Source organism: Halioglobus sp. Uisw_031, from assembly GCF_047729875.1.
Lineage (GTDB): Bacteria > Pseudomonadota > Gammaproteobacteria > Pseudomonadales > Halieaceae > Marimicrobium.
The window spans coordinates 1,792,544-1,813,023 of sequence record NZ_CP159826.1 but is presented as its reverse complement, the minus strand read 5'-3'; the positions used below and the strand labels follow the sequence as shown (position 1 = coordinate 1,813,023).

The window sequence follows — 20,480 nt, the reverse complement described above, 5'->3', positions numbered from 1 at the left end:
AATCTGCAAAGAGGAGTCCTCGGGCTTTAGGTTCTAAAGATCAGGACCTGTCCATTCACCGCGATGTGCTGATGGCAGATTGCAAGCCAGTCGTTACCAGGCTAACGCACTCAAGCTGTTCGCCCTGCTTATCGCTACAGAATACCCATCTAAGGCCTAAGAATAATAATATTATGTTAAATGGAGGCTCAGCAGGCTTGTTGTGCATACTATTGCAATTGCGGCGGTTTCGTCGACAGACGTCTATTTGTAGGCCGAGAAGGCACTCGGACGCATGCAGAAGATGACACCACCTAATGTGCCCTACCCTTTGATCTCATCCTTTAGCATGAGTTCCAACCCATCAAGCCATACAGACGCTATGCGCAGGCAATACTAATCAGAAATCGGCCAGCGTCCCGCAGAGGTATAAAATGCAAAACGCTTCCCAATCATTTCACGCGTTAGACCGTATTCCGCCAGATTGTATTCATGCTTACCGTGTTTGCCTTTGGGATTAGCGTCGACGTGAGCCTGCATGGCTGCGCGTGACTCATCACTCATTGATAGACCAAAAGCCTCATAAACGCGCTCTACAACGGCCATTGGTTGATCGACAAAATCACCCTGTGAACAATCCACAAAAATCTCTTCAGGTAGCCTCTCGCGCTGTGCCAATCCTTTCTCTAATGAACTGGCATACCACTCCATCACAGCAACGCCAATCTCACCTGAGTCGAGATGACTGAAGTCACCAGCGTACATAGCCATTATTAGCTTGTTCATGCTGTTAATTGACGGCACAACAGCGACGGGGTCTCGATGACACCAAATGAAACGCGCATCAGGGAACACTTTCATAATGGCGTCGATACCTAACATATGCGCCGGCGCCTTGAGCATCCATTGTGCACCGGGGTTGCGCCAGTTGAGCATTTGCATCTGACGTTTCTGGTAGGCGTAAAGCGGCTCTAGATCTTGTTTGAGCAGCCAGCTTCGATAAGGCTCTAGCATAATCTCAAATCCGAGCTGCACACCCCCTAATGTATAAGCATGCAAAAGTACGCACTCTTCCGGAGTATCGGCATCAATGTAATGCATCTTGGCAAAATCGGAATTTCGGGTCTGCTCTAACGCCTTGACTAAATAAGGATAGCGCGGATCCTCCTGTCCAGGCTCGCTGTCGGGCCACGGTTCAGGAAACTGCGCTTCCCACTGCAGTAGGCCTCGATTATCAGGGGCGGCCACCAACAGGTTGAGCAGTGCTGACGTGCCCGAGCGAGGTAGACCCGTAACAAAAATCGGAGCCTTTATCGTTTGTTCTGCAATTTCAGGAATAGTCTTAAAGGCATGCTCACTCTTCAGTCGCGTGGCCAGCAGCATTACTAGCCGATCGCGGCAACGTTGACGGCCCTCAGGGTCTTTCACGTTCAGATCGTAGGTTTGCAACAATACGTCCAGCCCCTCACGATAAGGCGGCTCACCGAAGTCGTCAAAACCTGTTTGACTCTTAGCCTCGGCAATTAATTCGTCTGCAACAAAACTTATAATCTGATCTGTCATTTTAGCTCCGCAAGTTTCGCAACGCGGGTTTTCAACAGGGGATGCTGTTGCGCCCCTATCCAACGCCAGCACATAGTGCCCATGGTGTGCCCTGCTGTTTCTATCCAGTTGGGCACACCAGGATCAGTATGCGAGACCACAAGGCGCACACTGCCATCACTTTCATAGTGTGCGGTATGCTTGTTAACGTGAATCGTATGATGTCGATAATCCAGTGACTCCATCCACCAATTATCCAACTGAAAGTTCCAAGTCTGACATTCGGGAATTTCTGGCGCCTCGATGATATAGACTTCATCATCCGCTAACTGCCAGGCACTGTGGAAGTAAAAAATATTGGGGTCACCGCCGATAGATTGGCAGTAGGCCTGATCTGCAGCAGGCAACTCGTTTAACGTTGGCAGAAAACTTTCCGACCAGTTTTCAAAAAGATTCGCGGAACCTTTTACAAACATCACCGCGCCAAGTAACCCTCGCTCCAGCTTTTCTGCCGTCAGCGGTTTCGGACGATCGTCCTTCGCACCAATGCGTTCGATCTTCATAGCGGCGGGCACCTCATTCACCCTATCTTGAAATGTCTGACGCACGGTTATGGAGTTGGTGGCCTCCCCCATCGGCAACCAGTTCCCAGGTTGCTCTGTGCGACTCACGATAATCTCTAATTCACCGTTAGGCCCCAATTCCATCTGCCGCGCATCAATATGGCCAGTGACTTCCATCGTGCCGCCAGAGGCATATTTGTTGATGATCGTGCTGATGCCTAGATAGTCGACCGAACCCCGAAGGCCCGTTATCCGGTACTCATGGGCCGGGCTAACCGTTGCACTTTCATAGCGGTTGTCAGGGTTATCGGCGCCGAGTTTAATCGTTTCGTGAGCACCACAGCGCAGTTCTGGAAACAGTGGGTCGCGGAATTCTAGAAAACTCTCTAGCCCGCCGCGCAGCAGTCGTGATAGATAGCGGTACCCTTCGGCCTGATTAAATGGATCCTGAGGCGCCTTGGCGCTGCGGATGATCTTGCCCGCATCCTTCAGTTCATCACAGAACTGATCCCAGGTCGTTCCATCGATCACTCTCTTTTCTGCATCTGACATCGACATACGGTTTCTTCCTCGAGTTTATCCAATTGTCTTTAGGCGTCAGTGATACCAAACGCCTAGACTTGAGGCAAGCGCCGCAGCAGTTGTCTGCCTGCGAAGCGCACTTGGGACACAGCGGGTCTATGACGTTAAACCAGGACCTGCTATTAGGCCGCGCAGGAGAAAACCCGTGCGGAGACTACGCTAGGCCACAGGCCCGTATGGCGCGCTATAAATTTCCCTGAGCAATTTGTTTTACGGCGTAGTCGCACGCCCGTGCGGTGAATGCCATATACGTCAGCGAGGGATTTACACAGGACGACGAAGTCATAAAGGAACCGTCGGTGACAAACAGGTTAGGGACATCATGCGCCTGATTATAGGCGTTTAACACTGATTGCTTAGGGTCATCGCCCATGCGCGCCGTGCCCATCTCATGAATGCCTTCGCCTGGCAATGACATTCCGTCTTCGCCCGACATGGTTATTACCGCGCCTGCCGCTTTGAGTAAACGATCTGCATTTTCCTGTGCGTCTCGGCGCAGATTGACTTCGTTGTCGCTCCACTCAAAATCAAATACCACCTGTGGAATACCGTACCGATCTACCTTGTCCTTACTCAGATACATGCGGTTTGATTCGCGAGGTAGACATTCGGTAAACCCTGCAAGCGCAAAGACCCAAGGGCCGGGCTTGCGCAATGATTCTTTTAGCGGGGCGCCAAAGCCCTTGGTGTTCATTCCCGTCATCCAGTCCATGCGTATTGTCACGGCCTGATAGCCATAACCGCGCAAAAAGTCAGCGTCCTTATCCTGGCCCTCAAGGTTTCTGAATCGCGGGATGTACAAGCCAGTCGGTCGGTTGCCGTGGTAGTAGCTGTCCATGTTATCGAGGAACACGCCAACACCACTGAGACCTAGCGTATGGTCCATCATGTAATGGCCTAATGTTCCGCTGCTATTGGCTAGCCCGTTCGGGAATTCTTCACTCGCCGAATTGAGTAGTATCTGCGTGCTACCGACGGTAGAGGCACAGAGAAAGAAGATTTTAGCTGAATACGTTTCGCGCTTCTTCGTTACCGCATCGATCACATGCACTTGAGAAATCTTGCCGGATTCAGTGTCATACTCTAGTCGTTCAACCACGGCGTTAGCCTTAAGTGTCATGTTGCCGGTCGCCTCGGCCGCAGGTAATGTCGAGCTTTGTGAACTAAAATAACTCCCCGTTGAACACCCTCTGTAACACGGACCACAATAATGGCAGGCTTTTCTGCCGGGCAGATCTTCCGTCAAGACCGCGACTCGACCGTTAGTGAGCGTCACATCCGGTGCATTGACCTTCAACCGTGCCTGAATCGTCTTCTCCAACTCAAACCACGGCATGGGCTTTTGGAACTCACTGTCGGGAAGTTGCGGCAAGCCTTCCTTTTTACCGTTTATGCCTACAAATTTCTCGACATAACTATACCAGGGCTCAATATCCTTATAACCCACCGGCCAAGGGATGCCGTAGCCATCAATGGCGTTTGCTTTGAAATCCTGCTCGCTCCAGCGATAGGTTTGCCGGCCCCAGATCAATGAGCGGCCACCCACTACGTCTGCCCTCGCCCAGAGAAACGGCTTACCCTCGTCCATCGCGTAGGGGTTCTCTTTATCGTTGTTCCAGAATTGTCGGCTTGATTCGTTAAAAGAATGCCAGACTTTACTCTGAACCGGGTAGTCCTCTTCGTACAGCTCCCGTGGCGGCTTGCCTTGGTAGGGCAGCTTCCAATTGGGCGCGTGCTCACCGAGGTAGCCGCTACCCGCCTCCAAGGGCTTGCCACGCTCTAGCACCAGCACCTTCAGGCCTTTCTCTGTTAACTCCTTCGCAGCCCAGCTCCCTGAAATACCAGAACCGACAACGATGGCGTCAAAATCGTACTGCTTAGTTTCAATCATGGTTATCCGTAACGGTATCTAGAATGAATTGGACCAGCTACTGTCGTCCGGCGATAAGGGTATATCACCGTCGAAATACATGGGCATAGGATCGTATCGCAGCACTTGAGAGCCACCCTCCTCCGAAGTAAAAAAGCCCCAGATGGTGAGTTCTTTCATCTGGCAAATAAACGGCGCATCACTCATGTAAACCTGTTGTATGTTGCCCAGGTCATACCACGATGAATCGGAGGCGGCGTCCTCTAGGGCTTCCAGTATCTGCAATTGCTCCTGCGGACCCAGCTGGCTGAAAGGCTTGCCATACTCCTGTGGAATACGGTCTGCGATATCCTGTAGTCCAGAGATAAAGATTCCTCGCTCCTCATCGTTAAGCCAGTCTGCCACCATCAGCTCAAGGAATTGCGGGACACCCGCGTCTATCGCTCCCGGCGTGTCAGTGCGGGGAATAATGGCTTCACACATCGCTGTAACGGTCTCGCGCTGAACAGGCGTGAAAAAGTTGACCGGGGTAGTATTGTAGTCGGGCGCAGCCGCTAGATAGACGGTCTGCTCCGCACTCAAGGTGAAACCCAATTGAGACGCACTAACCCCCGTTATTAGAATGGCTGCGCACTGTAGGAACTCTCTTCGATTCATACTCACCTCTTAGGTTCCGCGGAACTTCTTTACAATTGTGGGTATAACAATAATCGCAGCGGCCACCAAAAAACAGACTAGAAGCCGATACTCATAGACACTAAAATAATATCCCGCCGCTTTGAAGCCACTGTAGCCCCAGTAAATCGGTCCTATCTGCGTCAGATGATAAAGCTCATAAAAAATCTGTGCCGTGGCGGGCAAGAGAAAATACAGGTAAAGGGCGACGGCTATTGCGATGACCCAGCGGCGCTTAGATATCTGCATTGGAGTGTTCTTATCCCTATAGTGTGGGTATTACTTTACACCGTCTTGCCACATTCTTACAGGCGCGCTCGAATGAAATCTATACCCCGTGTATAAACCTCCTCTTCTGACGAAAACGCATTACGCCAGATATTGGCAGCGGTCGCCAGATCTGGATCACAATTGCCAAACGCTTCAATCACCAACCAGCCGCTGTAGTTAATCTCATGCAGAGCAGCGAAATTAGCGTCCCAGTCTACCTGTCCAGAGCCTAGCGTCCCCCGATGACTTTCGCTAAGGTGAACGTGATTTATGGTGCCCTGAATAAGCCGTAATGCCTCACGGGGATCAGGGTCTTCAATGTTAGCGTGATGTGTGTCGTAATGAACTCCCACGTTATCCAAGCCTACCTGCTCGACCATGCGTCTGCAGTCCGCAGAAGTATTCATCAGAAACACCTCAAAGCGATTAAGAAATTCCAGACCAAGCCCCACACCAGCCTGCTGCGCGTACTCACCACAGGTGCGCAGATGTTCCGCAGACCAGTTCCACTCCTGTTCTGTCGGTGCGCTTCCGGTAAAGTACTTGTGGGCTTGATAAATCCCGCCCACAAGCATGTCGGCGCCGATAAGCACGGTGTCATCGATTGCTTTCTTGAGGCTGTCCACAGCAGCTGCGCGAATCGTCGGATTGGTAGAGATTGGATTAACCTCAGCGCCGACGAAAGCAACAGTGGTACGCGCAAGGCCCAGATCATCACAGGCTGTAGCCATCGTTTTGATCTCGGCGTTTGACTGCCCGACGACAGGAATTTCAACGCCGTCATAACCCGCCGCCGCAAGGCGTCCAAAGACAGGCACATGTTTCGGCGTTATCTGTATGCCCCACAGGAGCATGTTCATGCCAATCTTTACGTCCATCAATCAACGTCCTTTAATGCTGTTTCGTTGCGCCAGACGCTCAAATTGATTCAACCTGATGCCCACCTTTTCTGCGATCAAACAACCAGATCAGTCCAAATACCGGCAACAATAATAGTGGAACGATAGCAACAGATTGAAAGGACTCTACGGATGCATACCGAAGCACCTCCTGCATCGCCTGTGGAGACAACGTCGCCAACTGGTCCGCACCGCCGGCAGCCTGTGCTTTAGCGGTATCAAAGATAGCGCCCATCTGAGGCAGTACGAACTTGATAGCCATGCCGCCTGCGAACCCCATCAAACCTAATGCCATAGCGCCACCGCGTGGGAAACGTTCAGACGTAATCGCCAACATAGTGGGCCACAGATAGCACACACCAATACCCCATACGGTAGCAGCACCGAACGCCAGTGCGGGCGTATCCGCCAGACTGAGCAAATACAAGCCAATACCAGCAGCCAGACAACTTACGAACATCAGGCCAATGGGTGAAATATGCGCCACAATTGGCCCAGCAAAATGGCGCATGACGAACATCAGCGCGCTGACATAGACCAGCAGCAAAATACCCTGCATACCGACAATGTGAGAAAGAGCGATATTGACCCACTGGCCCGGCGCCAGCTCTGCCGTTGCGGTAAAAAACATGCAGACCCAGAATACCCAAAATAGTGGCCGTTTAAGCAGTTCAGAAAACATTTGGCCGTAGCTAACACCCGCAGCGACCCGTTCGGTGACAGGAAAAGTAGCCCGTGACACCATCCATGCCAAGGCGAGCGCCGGCAATAACAACACAAACATATTCAGCTCCCATGGCAGGCCCACGCGAGTGATCGTGAAGCCCATTAATCCACCGACGACAATCCCCGCCGGCCACCACGCATGCAGAATATTCAGGCGATGTGTTTTTTCCTCAGGATACAAAGCGGCGACCATCGGGTTGGAGGCGGCCTCAACTGCGCCCCAGCCCAATCCGGTTAACAAGAGACTCACCCAGATGACTGTCTCGACAGAACTATTGATCGCCATTGTCGTTGCAAACACTAAACCCACAGCACCAGCGATATATCCCAGCGCGGAGAGCAGCAACATTCGCTTCATTCCAATCAGATCGACCAGTGCACTACCAAAAAGCAAGGTCAAGGCAAAACCCATAAAGGTTGCACTGAGAGCCTCACCGACCAGAGCCGCAGAATTGGCGAGGTCAATCTTGTCGTAGATATCTTCCTGTAGATTGGAGGCAATATTAGCCCTGACAGCAAAGCCCAGACCAATCATAAAAATCGACAAATTGCCTACGTGATAGAGGCGTTTCCTGTGTAGAAGTAGCTCACTCATCATTCTATCCTTATTCTTTTTTTGCGTAAGGCGCTCTAATCGAGTCCGAGGATACGTCGGTTGGCGGCTTCATCTGTGCTGCCTGCAGCGAAGTCATCAAACGCTCTATCGGTAGTGCGAATGATATGTCTATTAATAAAATCAACGCCTTCGCGGGCCCCATCCTCGGGGTGCTTTAAGCAACACTCCCACTCCAGCACCGCCCAACCCTCGAAGCCGTAGCGAGCCAACTGGCTGAAGATCCCCTTGAAGTCCACCTGCCCATCGCCTAGCGAGCGAAATCGCCCAGCTCGATCGGTCCAATCCTGATAACCGCCATACATGCCGCTGCGCCCATTGGGATTGAACTCCGCGTCTTTTACATGAAACATTTTGATACGGTCATAGTAAAAGTCGATGAACTGTATGTAGTCAAGCTGCTGCAGCATAAAATGGCTGGGATCGTACAGTATATTGCAACGGCGGTGATTGCCGGTTGCCTCAAGGAAGCGCTCAAACGTCACTCCATCGTGCAGGTCTTCCCCGGGATGGATTTCATAACATACGTCGACGCCGGCCTCATCGAAAGCGTTCAGAATCGGCAACCACCTCGCTGCCAGTTCCCTGAACCCTGTTTCCACCAACCCTGATGGGCGCTGGGGCCAGGGGTAGAGGGTGTGCCACAGAAGTGCACCCGAGAAAGTAGCATGGGCACTGAGTCCAAGATTGCGACTGGCCTGTGCCGCAAGTAGCAACTGATTAACCGCCCATTCCTGTCGTGCCTTTGGATTTCCATGTACTTCTGCGGGCGCGAAGCCATCAAACTGCTCATCATACGCAGGGTGCACTGCCACTAACTGGCCCTGCAGGTGCGTCGAAAGTTCGGTGATTTCAACACCGCTTTGCGCGCATACACCTTTCAATTCATCACAGTAGTCTTTACTCTCGGCGGCTGCCTTCAGATCGATCAGACCTGCTTCCCATGTAGGAATCTGTATGCCTTTGTAGCCAAGCCCTCCGGCCCAACGGCTGATATTTTCCAGAGTGTTAAATGGCTCCTCAGCACCCGTAAACTGCGCTAGAAAAATTGCCGGGCCTTTCATCATCGACATGCGATTAACCTCTCAGTTTTAGTATTGTTCAAACGTGTGCCACTTTATGTCGCTGGCGCTTGCTGCAACGGCCAGTTCGATAAAAGTCATCCCACGAATCGCCTGCTCAATGCCCGGACAATCCGCTGAACGAGCATCGGGATCCCGCCTCGCTTCTCGCGCGCGAATTTGCCCGGCGAACGCGCTGTAAAGATTTGCGAAGGCTTCCAGATAGCCCTCAGGGTGACCCATCGGGGTACGAGCATTCGCGGCGGCAAGATCGCCCAAATAGCTGCCCGCAGTGCGCAACATCTCGGTTGGACGGTCGGGCCATTTAAGCCACAGTGTATTAGGGTCTTGTTGTTTCCATTCTAGGCCGCCCTTCTCACCGTAAACACGAATGCTAAGAGCATTTTCCTCCCCGACACTGATCTGGCTTGCATGCAGAACACCACGGGCGCCATTCTCAAAGCGCAGCAGAACTGCCCCATCGTCGTCTAACGTTCTGTCAGGCACAAACGCGGTCAGGTCGGAGCAAATCTCGGAAATTTTCAATCCGCTGACATATTCTGCCAAATTAGCGGCGTGGACACCGATATCTCCCATGCAGCTGCTGACCCCGGCGCGAGTCGGATTCAGGCGCCAGGCGGCCTGCTTGTTGTCTTTATCTTCTTCCCTGTCTGCCAACCAGCCCTGCGGGTACTCAACCACAATTTTACGCACTCGCCCTAATTCCCCCGCAGCGATGCGCGCGCGCGCCTCCTTCACCAGTGGATAGCCGGTGTAAGTATGCGTCAAGCCGTATAGCAGTCCTGTTTCTGTGAGGATGTCCCGCAACTGCAGGGCCTCTTGTAAATTAAATGTAGCCGGCTTGTCGCACAGCACATGAAAACCGCCTCGCAGGGCCGCCTCGGCGACAGGATAATGCAGGTCATTCGGCGTAACGATGGCGACAAACTGCATCCGTTGCGCTACAGGAAGTGCCGCCTCGGCAGCCATCATTGCGCTGTAATCGTCATAGACACGACTTTTCGGGAGATACACCGCAGCGCCTGAGCGACGCGCACGCTCGGTGTCTGAACTGAATGCACCGCAGACCAGTTCTATGTCACCGTCTAGGACCGCGGCCATGCGATGCACCGCGCCAATAAATGCGCCCTCCCCGCCGCCGACCATCCCCATTCTAATTCTAGCCATCACCTTTCTCCAACACAGCCCTGTGGTTTACAAATACTGGTTGATCACGTTCTCATACCACTCCTGCTTGCCGCTTGCACGCACAGGCTTATGTTCACTCGCCGCTAGATCGCGGAGCGAGGCTAGGTTCATCTCGCCCTGCTCAAAACGCGCGCCGTCTCCGGAATCAAAACTGCTGTAACGCCGCAGTTTTCTTTCCCCCAAATCTGAATTCTCGCGAATCCGATAGGCCACATCCAGCGCTCTCGCGAAGGTATCCATACCCCCGATATGCCCGATGAAAATATCGTCCAGATCAACCGATTCGCGGCGCACCCTGGCATCAAAATTGAACCCCCCAGACTTCAAGCCGCCGTCAGCCAATACCACTAACATGGCATGCACCGCATCGTAAATATCAGTAGGGAACTGATCCGTATCCCAACCATTTTGTGGGTCACCGCGATTCGCATCGATGCTACCAAGCAGACCCGCATCAGTACACATTTGTAATTCATGCGAAAAGCTGTGTCCGGCCAGTGTAGCGTGATTGGCTTCCACGTTCAGTTTAAAGTCGCCGGCCAGACCATAGTGACGTAAAAAGCCGATGACTGTTTGTGCATCAAAATCGTACTGATGCTTGCTAGGCTCCATCGGCTTAGGTTCGATCAGAAAGTGGCCCTTAAATCCAATACTGCGGCCATAGTCACGGGCCAATTCCAGAAAATGCGCCATGTGATCTAACTCTCGACGAGTGTCGGTATTTAGGAGCGTGGAATAGCCTTCACGACCACCCCAAAACACATAGTTCTCACCGCCGAGCAGAACCGTCGCATCCAGCGCCGCTTTCACCTGAGCAGCAGCATGCGTGACGACCGCAAAATCCGGATTGGTTGCAGCGCCATTCATATAGCGCGGATGCCCAAATACGTTAGCAGTCCCCCAGAGTAATTTCATTCCAGTCTCATCCTGGCGCTCTTTAGCGAATGCTGCCATCGTTGCCAAATTTCGCTCTGACTCAGCGACGAATGCTCCTTCTGGCGCCATGTCCCTATCATGAAAACAATAATAAGGGACTCCAAGCTTGGTGAAGAATTCAAAAGCGGCATCCATGCGCGCCCTTGCTGCCATCATCGGATTTTTTGGTGTGTCCCAGGGAAAGGTTTGGCTGTCTGTTCCGAAGGCATCACTGCCTTTGGCGCAAAAAGTGTGCCAGTAGCACACAGCAAAACGCAAATGCTGCTGCATCGTTTTGCCGCCCACTAATCTATCGCGCTGGTAGAATTTAAAAGCCAGCGGATTATCAGACTCGCGACCTTCGTAGGGGATGTTTCCGATACCGGGGAAATATTCATGGTCACCGACGAAGTAGTGGTTCGGCATACTAAAAATCCTCGAAATCGGTCATGTATAAAGTGTCTTTATTGTCTCAACTTGGCGCAAGTATTGCCCATACAATCGTCTATAGCTCTGCACCGATTGCTCATTTGGCATACAGGCTCGTATCGGATCAAGGGTCAAGTGCTCATCGAGCAAGACCTGTAATGGTACCTCTTCTCCCTGCAGGTGCTGAAACATCCACAGCGCCTGTAACGCTGCGCCCAACGCTGCGCCTTCGTCCGAGATCTGGACGGAGACGGGCAAATTAAATACATCAGAAACCATCTGGCGCCACACGTGACTGCCCGCCCCTCCGCCGGTCAGACGCATCGTATCGATGTGACACCCCAGCTGGCGAAACGTATCTAGACCTGCCCTCAAACCATATACAGCCGACTCCATAGCAGAGCGTAACATGTTATCCGGGCAGTAATTAGTCTCGTCGAGACCGAGAATACAGCCTTTAGCCTTGGGCAAATTTGGTGTGCGCTCACCATTAAAAAATGGCACCGTCGTAACGCCGTTTGATCCGGCCGAGGTGGCCGCAACCCGCTGCTCCAACTCGCTCACACTCATTGTGAAAAGTCTCCGAGTCAGCTCCGTGGATACCGTACAATTCATAGTGCATAACAGCGGAAGCCAGCCGCCTGTTGAGGAGCAAAATGCCGCCACGGCACCTTGCGGGTCGATAATGGGCTTATCTGCGCTGGCAAACACTGTTCCAGATGTCCCCAAGCTCACGGTCATGCGTCCAGGACTAACATTACCCGTACCGATAGCCGACATCATATTATCGCCGCCGCCGCTAGCAACGGGGATCCTAACTGGCAGTCCTAGCGCAGAGGCCGCCTTTGCATGCAAATGCCCCATGCTCGCGTCGGCTGACACCAGAGACGGCAAAGCAGTGCTTAAGTCTCTGTCGGGGTCCACCGCCGCAAGCATGCCTTCATGCCATCTGCGCTGACGAATGTCGAGCAGGGCTGTACCAGAGGCATCACCATACTCCATGGCGCGCTCCCCCGTCAGATAGAGATTAATGTAATCATGTGGCAGCAAAATGGTGGTAAGTTTTGCGTATGCTTCAGGCAGATTATTCTTCAACCAAAGAATTTTTGGTGCAGTATACCCAGGAAGAATCGCGTTACCCACTTCGCTAATGCAACGCTCCTGGCCACCAAAACGATCCGTTATCTGTGCGCACTCTGCGACCGTGCTTGTGTCGCACCACAACTTCACTGGAGCCAAAACCTCGCCATCGCTCGCTAACGGTACAAATCCATGCTGTTGCCCGGAGACGCCAATCGCTTGAATGCAAGCCTTATCAGCCCGCGTAAAATTAGCGAGGCATTGGCCCAGCGCGGTAAGCCACCATGCCGCGAGTTGTGCTCTGGTACCATCAGGTGCAGTGATCAATTGCAGCGGTGCACTGCGGACATCTATCACCCGACGCCGATCGGCATCGTATAGAAGCGCTTTGACACTTTGAGTTCCGACGTCGATACCCAGAAACATATCAGCGGCTTGCCTTTCAAGCAGTCATATTGAGACTCATTAGCATATCAGAGTCTCGCCCTTTGTTGCGATAGCTGCCCGTGAACGTTGTACTGGTTAAGGGTCCCGCCAAATTTGAGTTAAGCAGAATAGGCTTGTTCAAAAGCATCAATGAAACCCTGTAAAGTATCTGCAGGAAGATCGTTGATCCCTGCTGCTCCCGCCCTGCCACCGCCCGTCGGAAACTGCATGCAAAGCTCCGCCGCACCGCTTTTTTTGATCATCGGTGCGCGCACGCTAATAAGGTAATTCCCGTTGTCTTTGAGTGTAAGGACAGCGTGAGCACGCTCTGGGTTCTCGGTCGCAAGATCGTTACTATAGACGCCGCTTACACGACGCGCCCAGGTCTCATCGGGCAAAAGAAACACTGCGGATGTCGCATTACTATGCAGCGGCTGAAGCGCTTCCGCCTTCGCCATATCTTCACCATAGCCGGTGCTGAGTTTTTTAAAATCAGCCGAATTATGCACGAAGTCCAGAGGCCCGTCTGCCGCATATAGCCTCAAATATAAATCCTTGGGATCGAAGTGCAAATCAGCGATGGCCGGCCCATAGCCGTTATAATTGATATAGGTTCCAAGCGCGTCCAGAGACACGAGATCTTGCTCCGAAATATCTAGACTACTGGCCAAAGTGCGTGCTGTGTCTTTTAGGTTATCCCCAAACGCTCCCGTCACGGCCCAGTCGAGATGACGGCCGTTAAGATATCCATTCACCAACGCAGCTGTACAAACATCTGGCGCCTCATTGATTATGGCTGTCAGGTTTTCGTGCTCGGGAATATCACCGGAAAAATGGTGATCCACGTAAAATACTGAGGCGCCCCTAAAGAGGGCCTTCTCCAGAGCGTCCTTGTTTTTATCCATCGACACATCGAGTACTGTGATTTTGTCGCCTGATACGGCATTCACCTTACTCATCAGGTTGATATCGCGTTTCACACCCGTGATGAGGGCTGCATCCCGAGGCTCAGCCTTGCGCAGCTGAAGAAGAGCACAGATGCCATCAGCATCGCCGTTAAAAAGATCGTAATTCATATCATCACCAATTGAGCAGGCGGCAGAAAATCGCCGCCCGCCGGCTGACCGGTTCTATTTATCCAGAGACTGGTAGTAGTCCGAGAGAATTTTCGCCACTTCTGGTCGAGAAAACTCAGGCGGTGGCGCTATGCCTTTACCGAGCATTTCACGCACAGCGGTGCCTGACAACAACACGAAGTCATCCTTGGTGTGATCTGGAACATCCCGCATCATCACGACCTTATCGAGCTTTTTACTATAGGCAGTATGATCAGCGCTAAAGATTTCCAGTTCCAACGCGCCCGCAGGCACCTCCTCTTCAAATATCGCCTGGGCATCAAAGCCACCGTAATAGTCGCCTACACCCGCGTGATCGCGGCCTACAATCAGGTGCGTGCAGCCACAGTTTTGGCGGAAGACCGCGTGCAATACTGCCTCGCGCGGGCCAGCGTAGAGCATATCGAAACCGTAACCCGTCACCATTACGGTGTTCGGCGGGAAATACACTTCTACCATCTTTCGAATGGAAGCATCACGGACGTCAGCGGGGATATCGCCCGGCTTGAGCTGGCCAAGTAGCATATGGATCAATACACCATCAGCGTCCAACTGTTCCATCGCCATTCGGCACAGCTCTTCGTGTGCGCGGTGCATGGGGTTACGGGTCTGGAAGGCAACAACTCGCTCCCAGCCATGCGCGGTGATTTCATTGCGAATCTCCACGGCAGTGCGGAAAGTGTCAGGGAAGTCTGTCTTAAAGTAAGAAAAATTGAGCACTTGGATAGGTCCAGACAACAGGGTCTGGCCCAGGCTATTAAAAGTTGCTACGCCTGGGTGTTTCTTGTCCTCGGTGCGAAAAATTTTCTCCGACATGAAGGCCATCTGCTCATCACTAACAGACTCCACTGCCGTGACGTCCATCACTGCGAGGACCGGATTACCTTCGACGTTAGGGTCACGCAGGGCGATACGGCTGCCCGCGTTCACGCCTGTTTCTGTGGTCAAGTTAACGATTGGCACGGGGAAAAATAGCCCGTCTACTGTAGCCATTTTTTCTGCCACGCTGAGCGAGTCGGCAAGATCCATATAGCCTGTCAGCGGGTTGAAGTAACCGCCTGCAAGCATAACGGCATTGGCCGCCGCGGCAGAGTTAAGCAAAATGGAAGGTAGTGTCTCGGCTTCCGCTTGCAGTGCGTTGCGCTCATCGGTATCAGATACAAAAAGCGGGTTGAGCTCATCAGAGCCGTGTGGCTTGATCATAATTTTCTCCTGATTATTGACTAATGATGCCGCGCTCACGCAGGACTCTCAGTATTTCCTGTACTTCTTCCTCAAGACTTTGCTGGTCAGAGTGCAAGTGTATTTCAGGCCTGAAGGGCTCTTCGTAAGGGTCATCGATTCCGGTAAAGTTCTTAATTTCACCCGCTCGAGCTTTTTTATAAAGGCCCTTCGGATCGCGACTTTCTGCCGCCTCTAGAGAACAATCAACGTAGATTTCGATGAAGTCCATTCCTGCATCTTCGTGCAGGGCGCGTACCTGGTCACGATCTGCCTTGTAGGGACTGATAAAACTGCTTAGGGCGAGCACACCGCTATCAACGAACAGCTTGGCCACCTCTCCTATCCGACGGATATTTTCCGTGCGATCTTCCGCAGAAAATCCTAGGTTTTTGTTGATGCCCATGCGTACGTTATCGCCGTCTAGTCGATAGGACAATACGCCCATCTCGGTCAACGTGCCCTCAAGTTCAACCGCTACCGTACTTTTACCACTGCCGGAAAGCCCTGTGAACCATAACGTTGCCCCCTTATGGCCAAGTAGCTTACTCCGGTGCTCCCGTGTGATATCGCCTTCGTGCCAATGAACATTCGTCGCTTTTTGTTCCGCCATCTTAAAGGTCTCCGTGAGCCGCTTTGTTTAGGCTGCTTAATACAGATCAGCCAGGAAATTAAGGAAGAGGATAGTACGGGCATATGATCTCCATGTAAAACAGGATATTATGGATATAACTATCGGTTTTACCTGTGCCTAATACGAACCTCCTATCGGCTTTTTAAGGTGCGCCATGAAATTTACAATCAGACAGCTTCAGATATTCCTTGCAGTAGCAAAGCATCAAAATATTTCGAAAGCGGCCCAGAGTCTGCATATGTCCCAATCCGCCGCCAGTGAAGCACTGCTGAACCTCGAACATATGTATGAGGTCAGCCTATTCGACCGGGTCAGCAATAAGCTGGCTCTGAATGCGATTGGGCACACATTGCGCAGGGAAGCGGAAAACCTGATCGCTCATTGCCAGAGTTTTGAAGAAAAATTGCTGGATCACACCGATGTGGGACACATTAAGGTAGGCGCCAGCTTTACCATCGGCAATCACCTCGCCACTCGCTATCTAGCAGGCTATCTAGCGAATTATCCTGAGGCGGATGTGCAACTGGACATCGCCAACACGCCGGACGTTGTCGCCAGGGTGCTCAATTTCGATGTTGATGTCGGCATGATTGAAGGTGAGGTGCACCACCGCGAACTCGAATTAATTCCCTGGCGAGAAGATGAGCTCATTGTATTTTGCGCCGCAGATCACCCCTTGGCCCGCAAGAAAACGCTGACCAACAAAGACATTAAGGAGGCACTCTGGATACTGAGGGAACCTGACTCGGGAGCACGGCATACGTTTGACCGAGCGCTCGCCGGCCTTCTCCCGGACATCAATATCTATCTGGAGCTAAGGCACAACGAGGCCATCAAGAATGCGGTCGAATCAGGACTGGGGATTGGGTGTCTCTCGCAGATCGTACTCAAAAAGAACTTTGCCAATGGTGACCTAGTCCCGCTTACTCTGCCTCGTCGCAACATGCGTCGCACTTTTTACTTCGCTTTGGCCAAAAAGCGCTTCCGCCTAGAGTCGGTTAAATCATGGATGGAAACCTGTCGCTCCATGGATCAGTAAACAGTGCGGCACTGACTAATAATTATTGCCGCCCTGCCCGCGCTGCCAGATCTTCAGAAAACTTTTTTCCAGCGCACTCTCGGCGGCCAGACCTAGCTTCTCCTGCCAGTTCTTTTTGTGGGCAAAAGTCACTTCAAACACATCCCAGTCTGCGAGTCTGCCCTGCACAAAAGCATCGCTGGTCTGTAACTCATCGATTAAACCCTCTGCCAGCGCATTTTGACCATACCATATCTCTCCAGTCGCCACTTTACCGATATCCAATGCAGGCCGATTTGCGCTGACGAAGTTCTTGAAAAGAACGTGAGTTTCTTCCAGCTCTTCCACGAACTTCTCACGGCCCTTATCAGTGTTTTCACCAAACATGGTAACGGTACGTTTGTGTTCTCCGGCAGTGAATAACTCGAAGTCAACACTGTTCTTTTGCAACAAGCGGTGGAAATTGGGCAGCTGAGCAACGACACCAATGGAGCCGAGCACAGCGAAAGGTGCGGCAATAATCCGGTCGGCAACGCAGGCCATCATATATCCGCCACTTGCAGCCACTTTGTCCACCGCAATCACTAGAGGAACACCAGCATCTTTAATGCGCTGCAGCTGGCTTGAGGCAAGGCCGTAGCTGTGAACCATACCGCCGGGGCTCTCTACCTTAACCAGTACCTCGTCACCCTTCTCAATCTGGGGAAGGACCGCAGAGATTTCTTCGCGTAAATTGTCAGTGGCACTTGCTTTGACGTCACCGTCAAAACCAAGCACGTATAACCGCTTGCGGCGCTCCTCAGGAAGTTCATCTGCACCCTTTTTGTGCTTCTTCTTTGCTATTTTCGTCTTCGCTTTTTCATCTTTTTTAGCCGACTTTTTATGCAACTTAAGGGCTTCCGGCTCATCGATAACCTCGCGAAAAGTTTCACCAATGTGGCGATATTTCTCATTTAGATTGAGTAATTCTATCTGGCCACCCTGAATATCTCCCCGCTGTCTTACGCTAAGAGATAAAATACCTGCGACAACTATTAGAACTGCCGCGACAAAGGTGACCGCCTGAGCAAGGAACAGTCCATATTCATAAATAAATTCCACAGATTTACTCCAGGGGTTTTAAGTTCAGGGTATCTAGCTTAAGGTTTTAATATACTGCTGGATCAATTGTCCGGAAATTGAAGATATTGGGGGGATCATAGGCAGTTGACTGTAATGAAACCAGTCAGCATCTGCGATTTCCGTGAGATCGCAAACGATCTCTCCTCCGGCATAATCGGCAAAAAATCCCAGCATCAGTTGGTTAGGGAAAGGCCAAGACTGCGACTGAAAGTAACGAAGGTTGCACACTTCCACGCCGACCTCTTCGCGCACTTCACGCACAAGTGTCTCTTCGGCTGTTTCACCGGCCTCAATAAACCCTGCCAGTGTGCTGTACATGGGCTGAGGGAAGTTAGCGTTACGTGCTAGCAGCAATTCTTCGCCCCGCGCGACGAGTACGATAACACACGGGGCGATACGGGGATAATTAATCACCCGGCAAGGGTCGCAACGCATGGCTCTTTCCTTAACGTCCAGCGTCATCTGGTTGCCGCAGCGCCCGCAGTGCCGGTGATCGCGCTCCCAATCCAGTAGCTGAGAAGCACGCCCCGCGAGCGCAAACAGCTGCTCATCGACTCTGCCAAGGATATGGTAAAGATTGCCCTTCTGATACCGAGCGGGATCAGGCTGATCCACCGCATCTATCTCTAGCACATAGCAAGGCTTATCTTCCCAATAGCCCAGAAACTGGCGGCTCAGCTCTGTCCAACCACTCAATCTAAGCTGATCCAGAGGGATCAGACATCCCGTCCGAGAACGCATATCACTAAGCAACTGACCCTGCTGAAATACGATATGCAATTCGTCATCACAGGACTGGGGTGTCGTATTGTCGGATCGAAACATCGCTTCTCCAGCAGGAATCATCAAATGATCCGCTATAGTATGTCTGCCCGTCTCCGGGGGCAAGGTCGACGACGCAAGGGCACCTCCCCCACTCGCTCTTCGTTGAGCAAATATAAATCGCCAAAGTTTAGGAAAGTCTTTGCGAATAACGTAGACTGTCGACCCTCGATTCTGCAGATAAACGTAACGCCTATCATGAATGAACATCTCCTCTATGCGCTTTGGAAAAATTTCCTCGGCAATGCCCCCGAGTGGTATAAAAGAACGCTGGTAGCATTTCTGGTCATCAATCCCATAGCCTTATATTTCCTAGGGCCCTTTGTCACTGGTTGGCTATTCATCGCTGAGTTCATCTTCACACTCGCTCTCGCGCTGCGCTGCTACCCACTACAACCGGGTGGACTGCTTGCAATACAGGCAGTGTTACTCGGAATGACGTCTCCAGAGATGGTCTACCAGGAAACAATAAACAATTTTGAAGTCATTTTGCTGTTGATGTTTATGGTTGCCGGCATCTACTTCATGAAAGAGTTGCTGCTGTTTGTTTTTACCAGAATATTACTGAATGTCCGCTCTAAGATTCGTCTTTCGCTATTGTTTTCACTGGTTGCCGCTGTTCTGTCCGCATTCTTGGATGCCCTGACAGTGACCGCCGTGTTGATCAGTGTCGGCGTAGGGTTTTATGCTGTCTATCATAAGGTCGCCTCTGGCCAAAAGCACCATAGTGGCGGGCATGACCACTCGGTAGACGACGCGGTTCAGGAACAACATAGGGAAGAACTGGACCAGTTCCGAGCATTTTTACGCAGCTTACTGATGCACGGCGTGGTGGGCACTGCTTTGGGCGGCGTATCGACGATGGTGGGAGAGCCACAAAATTTACTGATAGCGAAGGTGGCAGGGTGGAGTTTTATTGAATTTGCGCTGATTATGGCGCCGGTCAGCATGCCGGCCTTGGTAGCGGGACTCGCCACCTGTGCGGCGTTGGAAGCCACCGGAAAATTTGGTTACGGAGCAAGCCTGCCCGAAAATGTGCGTCACGAACTAGAAGAGTATCAAAAAGAGCAAGAAGGGCTTCGAAACGCACGCAGTAATGGGCGTCTGCTGGTACAGGCACTGGTTGCTCTGATTCTGGCGCTGGCACTGGCGTTTCATTGGGCTGCGGTGGGACTTGTCGGTCTGATGGTTATCGTACTGCTAACAGCCTTTAACGGGGTGATAGAAGAGCACCAACTGGGAAAAGCGTTCGAAGAGGCCCTACCCTTTACATCGCTGCTGGTAGTTTTCTTTGCCATTGTCGCGATGATTCATGACCAGCACTTGTTCACTCCTGTTATTGATGCTGTGTTAAGTATGCAACCGGAGGTGAGACCCTCGATGTTTTTCTTGGCCAACGGTATTTTGTCTATGATTAGCGATAATGTATTTGTCGCTACCGTGTATATCAACGAGGTGAAGGCTGCTCTAGATTCAGGTGCGATTACACGGCCAGAATTTGATCAATTGGCGATAGCAATTAATACAGGCACTAATTTGCCAAGTGTGGCGACGCCTAATGGTCAGGCCGCATTCCTGTTTCTCCTTACCTCTGGCTTAGCCCCGTTGATCCGCTTGTCTTACGGACGTATGGTAATTATGGCCCTGCCCTATACGGTGGTGTTAGGTGGCGTTGGACTAGCCTGTGTAGCCCTTTTTATCTGATTGAG

The 20,480-nt window shown here is 51.8% G+C and carries 18 protein-coding genes; 2 read left to right on the top strand and 16 right to left on the bottom strand.

Annotation, left to right across the window (positions count from 1 at the left end; genetic code table 11):
• Positions 1-375 precede the first annotated feature (375 nt).
• The 14 genes from ABXT62_RS08260 to cysC form a co-directional block, all read right to left on the bottom strand.
• The gene (locus ABXT62_RS08260; RefSeq protein WP_415358123.1) at positions 376-1,542 is read right to left on the bottom strand and encodes a sulfotransferase family protein; all 1,167 of its coding nucleotides are present in this window, start codon (positions 1,540-1,542) and stop codon (positions 376-378) included.
• A complete protein-coding gene (locus tag ABXT62_RS08255; protein ID WP_415358122.1) occupies positions 1,539-2,642 on the bottom strand; it encodes a DUF1214 domain-containing protein in 1,104 nt (367 codons plus the stop codon). The genes ABXT62_RS08260 and ABXT62_RS08255 overlap by 4 nt, the downstream gene beginning before the upstream one ends.
• Before the next feature lie 208 nt (positions 2,643-2,850).
• Positions 2,851-4,557 carry an FAD-dependent oxidoreductase gene (locus ABXT62_RS08250; protein WP_415358121.1) on the bottom strand — a complete coding sequence of 569 codons (1,707 nt, stop codon included), beginning with the start codon at positions 4,555-4,557 and terminating at the stop codon, positions 2,851-2,853.
• Positions 4,558-4,575: 18 nt separating this feature from the next.
• On the bottom strand, positions 4,576-5,193 hold the full coding sequence (locus tag ABXT62_RS08245; protein WP_415358120.1) for a gluconate 2-dehydrogenase subunit 3 family protein: 618 nt from the start codon (positions 5,191-5,193) through the stop codon (positions 4,576-4,578).
• 9 nt (positions 5,194-5,202) lie between these two features.
• Positions 5,203-5,460: a hypothetical protein gene (locus ABXT62_RS08240; RefSeq protein WP_415358119.1), complete on the bottom strand. Its 258-nt coding sequence runs from the start codon at positions 5,458-5,460 to the stop codon at positions 5,203-5,205.
• Between the two features lie 56 nt (positions 5,461-5,516).
• Complete coding sequence (locus tag ABXT62_RS08235) at positions 5,517-6,359, bottom strand: sugar phosphate isomerase/epimerase family protein (RefSeq protein ID WP_415358118.1); 843 nt, start codon at positions 6,357-6,359, stop codon at positions 5,517-5,519.
• 40 nt (positions 6,360-6,399) lie between these two features.
• Positions 6,400-7,701: an MFS transporter gene (locus ABXT62_RS08230; protein ID WP_415358117.1), complete on the bottom strand. Its 1,302-nt coding sequence runs from the start codon at positions 7,699-7,701 to the stop codon at positions 6,400-6,402.
• 35 nt (positions 7,702-7,736) lie between these two features.
• Positions 7,737-8,792, bottom strand: coding sequence for a sugar phosphate isomerase/epimerase family protein (locus ABXT62_RS08225; RefSeq protein WP_415358116.1), 1,056 nt, complete (start codon positions 8,790-8,792; stop codon positions 7,737-7,739).
• 18 nt (positions 8,793-8,810) lie between these two features.
• The gene (locus tag ABXT62_RS08220; RefSeq protein WP_415358115.1) at positions 8,811-9,968 is read right to left on the bottom strand and encodes a Gfo/Idh/MocA family protein; all 1,158 of its coding nucleotides are present in this window, start codon (positions 9,966-9,968) and stop codon (positions 8,811-8,813) included.
• 27 nt (positions 9,969-9,995) lie between these two features.
• Positions 9,996-11,330, bottom strand: coding sequence for a xylose isomerase (xylA, locus tag ABXT62_RS08215; protein WP_415358114.1), 1,335 nt, complete (start codon positions 11,328-11,330; stop codon positions 9,996-9,998).
• 21 nt (positions 11,331-11,351) lie between these two features.
• Entirely contained in the window at positions 11,352-12,839 is a 1,488-nt protein-coding gene (gene xylB, locus ABXT62_RS08210; RefSeq protein ID WP_415358113.1) for a xylulokinase, read from the bottom strand.
• A gap of 119 nt (positions 12,840-12,958) precedes the next feature.
• The gene (locus ABXT62_RS08205) at positions 12,959-13,915 is read right to left on the bottom strand and encodes a DHH family phosphoesterase (RefSeq protein ID WP_415358112.1); all 957 of its coding nucleotides are present in this window, start codon (positions 13,913-13,915) and stop codon (positions 12,959-12,961) included.
• 54 nt (positions 13,916-13,969) lie between these two features.
• Positions 13,970-15,157, bottom strand: coding sequence for a sulfate adenylyltransferase (gene sat, locus ABXT62_RS08200; RefSeq protein ID WP_415358111.1), 1,188 nt, complete (start codon positions 15,155-15,157; stop codon positions 13,970-13,972).
• Between the two features lie 13 nt (positions 15,158-15,170).
• The gene (gene cysC / locus ABXT62_RS08195; RefSeq protein ID WP_415358110.1) at positions 15,171-15,788 is read right to left on the bottom strand and encodes an adenylyl-sulfate kinase; all 618 of its coding nucleotides are present in this window, start codon (positions 15,786-15,788) and stop codon (positions 15,171-15,173) included.
• A 175-nt stretch (positions 15,789-15,963) separates the two neighbouring features.
• On the opposite strand from cysC, the gene ABXT62_RS08190 reads away from it, so the two are divergent.
• On the top strand, positions 15,964-16,848 hold the full coding sequence (locus tag ABXT62_RS08190; protein WP_415358109.1) for a LysR substrate-binding domain-containing protein: 885 nt from the start codon (positions 15,964-15,966) through the stop codon (positions 16,846-16,848).
• Positions 16,849-16,863: 15 nt separating this feature from the next.
• Here the strand turns inward: ABXT62_RS08190 and sohB are convergent, their stop codons facing one another.
• Positions 16,864-17,928: a protease SohB gene (sohB, locus tag ABXT62_RS08185; RefSeq protein ID WP_415358108.1), complete on the bottom strand. Its 1,065-nt coding sequence runs from the start codon at positions 17,926-17,928 to the stop codon at positions 16,864-16,866.
• 33 nt (positions 17,929-17,961) lie between these two features.
• Positions 17,962-18,774: an NAD(+) diphosphatase gene (gene nudC / locus ABXT62_RS08180; RefSeq protein ID WP_415358107.1), complete on the bottom strand. Its 813-nt coding sequence runs from the start codon at positions 18,772-18,774 to the stop codon at positions 17,962-17,964.
• A gap of 195 nt (positions 18,775-18,969) precedes the next feature.
• Between nudC and nhaB the strand changes: the two genes are divergently transcribed.
• Complete coding sequence (gene nhaB / locus ABXT62_RS08175) at positions 18,970-20,475, top strand: sodium/proton antiporter NhaB (protein ID WP_415358106.1); 1,506 nt, start codon at positions 18,970-18,972, stop codon at positions 20,473-20,475.
• Positions 20,476-20,480: the final 5 nt, after the last annotated feature.